Annotated in this window: 3 protein-coding genes; 2 read left to right on the top strand and 1 reads right to left on the bottom strand. The window is 70.9% G+C overall.

The genetic code is table 11. The annotated features are described in order from the left end of the window. Positions 1–168 precede the first annotated feature (168 nt). Entirely contained in the window at positions 169–705 is a 537-nt protein-coding gene (locus tag ABZ807_RS24685) for a hypothetical protein (protein WP_357162433.1), read from the bottom strand. Between the two features lie 192 nt (positions 706–897). Here ABZ807_RS24685 and ABZ807_RS24680 point away from each other — a divergent pair, with 192 nt between their 5' ends. Then, positions 898–1,191 (top strand): hypothetical protein, encoded by a 294-nt coding sequence (locus ABZ807_RS24680; RefSeq protein ID WP_357162430.1) that lies wholly within the window; start codon positions 898–900, stop codon positions 1,189–1,191. A gap of 138 nt (positions 1,192–1,329) precedes the next feature. Then, a partial coding sequence (locus ABZ807_RS24675; protein WP_357162427.1) for an IS701 family transposase occupies positions 1,330–2,398 on the top strand: 1,069 nt, incomplete at its 3' end.

Below are 2,398 nucleotides of genomic sequence, written 5' to 3'. Positions count from 1 at the left end.
GGCCCGCCGCCCCCCCCCCGCCGCCCCCCCGGGGGCCCCCCCCCCCCCGGGGCCCGCCCCCGCCCCCCCCGCCCCCCGCCCGCCCCCCCCCCGGCCCCCCCCCCCCCCCCGCACCCCCGGGCGGCGCATCGGCCCTGCGGCCGCCGGCGGCCGTCGAGGTGGGGCCGTTCAGGCAGGGCGGGCCGTCCGGAGCAGCGCGAGCGCGGCGTAGCTCCAGAGCAGCAGCCCGGCCCCGGTGCCGACGACCAGCCCGGCCTGGACCGGCGAGGCGAGCGCGACGACCAGCCCGGACAGCGCGACCAGGCACAGCGCAACGCCGAGCGGCACCAGCAGCCGGTCGCGCAGCACCGGGGCCAGCGGCACGAAGTGGACGCCCACCACCACGCAGACCAGGACCGGGACGAACTCCGACCACCCGAGCCCGGCCAGCACGAGGGCGCCGAGCACGGCCACGGCCAACTCGACGGCGACGATGACGCCGTACCGGCGATCGGCGGCCCGGTTCCCGGGCATGGCGGCCGCACCGCGCCGGGCCTTGACCACGACGACCGCGCCGAGCAGCGCAGTCAGCAACGCCAGGCCGCTGCCCACGACCAGCGCGGTGCGCAGCGGCGGCTCCGCCGCCGGCACGCTGAACCAGATCGTGGCGAACACGCCCAGGTAGAGCGCGGTCAGCCCCGCCTGCCGTCTCCATCGCGCATCCATGATGGACTCCTCCCCGTCGACTGCCGTGCAGCGGCCGGGACCGCCCCGCCCACCGCTGTCAGTCGACCAGGGTACGGCCGGTGAGGTGTAGGAAGACGTCCTCCAGGCTGCTGCGCCGGAGTCGCCGCAGCTGCGGCGCTTCCACGCCCGCTACTGCAGACTCCTCAGCTGATCATTTTGTCAGGAGTTCCCGTGACCGTCCGGCTGCTCGGCACCGGCTACACCACCAGCCAGATGACCTACGACCTACGACGCCTGCGGTTCAACGGCCTGATCCGACGCATCGAACACACCCACACCTACGTCCTGACCCCCGACGGCCAACGCCTCGCGATCTTCTACACCAAACTCAACGACCGCCTCCTGCACCCACTCCTCGCCGCCGACCGGCCCCAAGCGCCACCCGCCCTACGCCAGGCCCTCACCACCATCGACCATTACGTCGACGACTACATCGCACGAGCACGACTCAAAACCGCAGCCTGAAAACCTGACTCAGTTGTTCAGATTCTCGAACCCAAGGATCTGGACTAGTACGGCAGCCGCCATTAGCCGTGTGAGCTGGGCTGATGCGGGTGGTGGGGTGAGCAATGTGGACGCAGCCGCCCAAGTGATCATGTGTGTGTGACGACAACAAAATCACGGGCGGCTGCGGCTGCCAGGATAGCGGCTGGCCGGGCCCAGCGGTTGCGGGCCGACCTGTTGGAGCGGCTGCGGTCGTGCTTCGCGCGGGTGCAGACGTGGCAGCAGGCCGACAAATACGTGTCCGTGGTGGCCAGTGACCTGCCGAAACGCAACGGGTGGACGATCGCGGAGCATGTCGGGGACCGTAGCCCGGACCGGGTGCAGCGGCTGTTGAACCGGGCGGTGTGGGACACCGACGAAGCGATACGCGTGGTCCGCCGGTTCGTGGTCGACGGGCTGGCCACCGCGGCTCGCCGGCGGCGTCGGGGGCTGGTGGTCGGGGCGTTGGACGAGACCGGCCAGCAGAAACGCGGCACCGCCACCTGCGGCGTGAAACGGCAGTACATGGGGTGTGCCGGTCGGGTGGAGAACGGCATCAACACCGTGCACCTGTCATATGTGCGCGAGGGCCTGGGGCACGGGTTGATCGGGTTCCGGCAGTGGATCCCCGCCGAACAGATCGACGACGTCAAGGCCGCCCAAGCGATGGGGATCCCGGGCGACCTGCTGTTCCGCACCAAGGGACAGTTGGCGATCGACATCTGCACCGACGTGTACACCGACGGCATCCGCTTCGACATCGTGTGCGGGGACGAGGTGTACGGCGCCTGCACGCAGCTGCGGGAGTTCTTCGAACAGCAGCAGCAGGCGTACGTGCTGCGGGTGGCCTCCACGTTCCTGCTGGACCTCGGCGCCGGCGTGCGGTTGACCTGCCGGCAGGCCGTCGACCAGATGGTGGACGACGAGCGGCGGTGGGAGGTCCGCAGCGCCGGGACCGGCTCGAAAGGGCAACGCTGGTACGGATGGGTGCAGATCGGGGTCGCCAGCCCCCGCCACGTGCTGCTGGTCCGCCGCCACCTACGCACCGGTGAACTGGCGTTTCACTACTGCTACCAGCCCGACGGGCAACCCAGGAGCATGACCCGGCTGATCCGCGCCGCCGGACTACGCTGGCCAGTCGAGGAAGACTTCGAGTTCGGCAAGGACCAGTTCGGCCTCGATCAATGCC

Origin of the sequence: Micromonospora sp. NPDC047548 (genome assembly GCF_040642975.1) — a bacterium.
Classification (GTDB): domain Bacteria; phylum Actinomycetota; class Actinomycetes; order Mycobacteriales; family Micromonosporaceae; genus Micromonospora.
Note: the sequence above shows the minus strand (reverse complement) of the source record. Positions and strands in the feature narration are given on the sequence as shown.

Excerpts from the sequence above, each read along its gene's own strand:
- ABZ807_RS24685 (WP_357162433.1), bottom strand. The coding sequence starts at position 705 with ATGGATGCGCGATGGAGACGGCAGGCGGGGCTGACCGCGCTCTACCTG.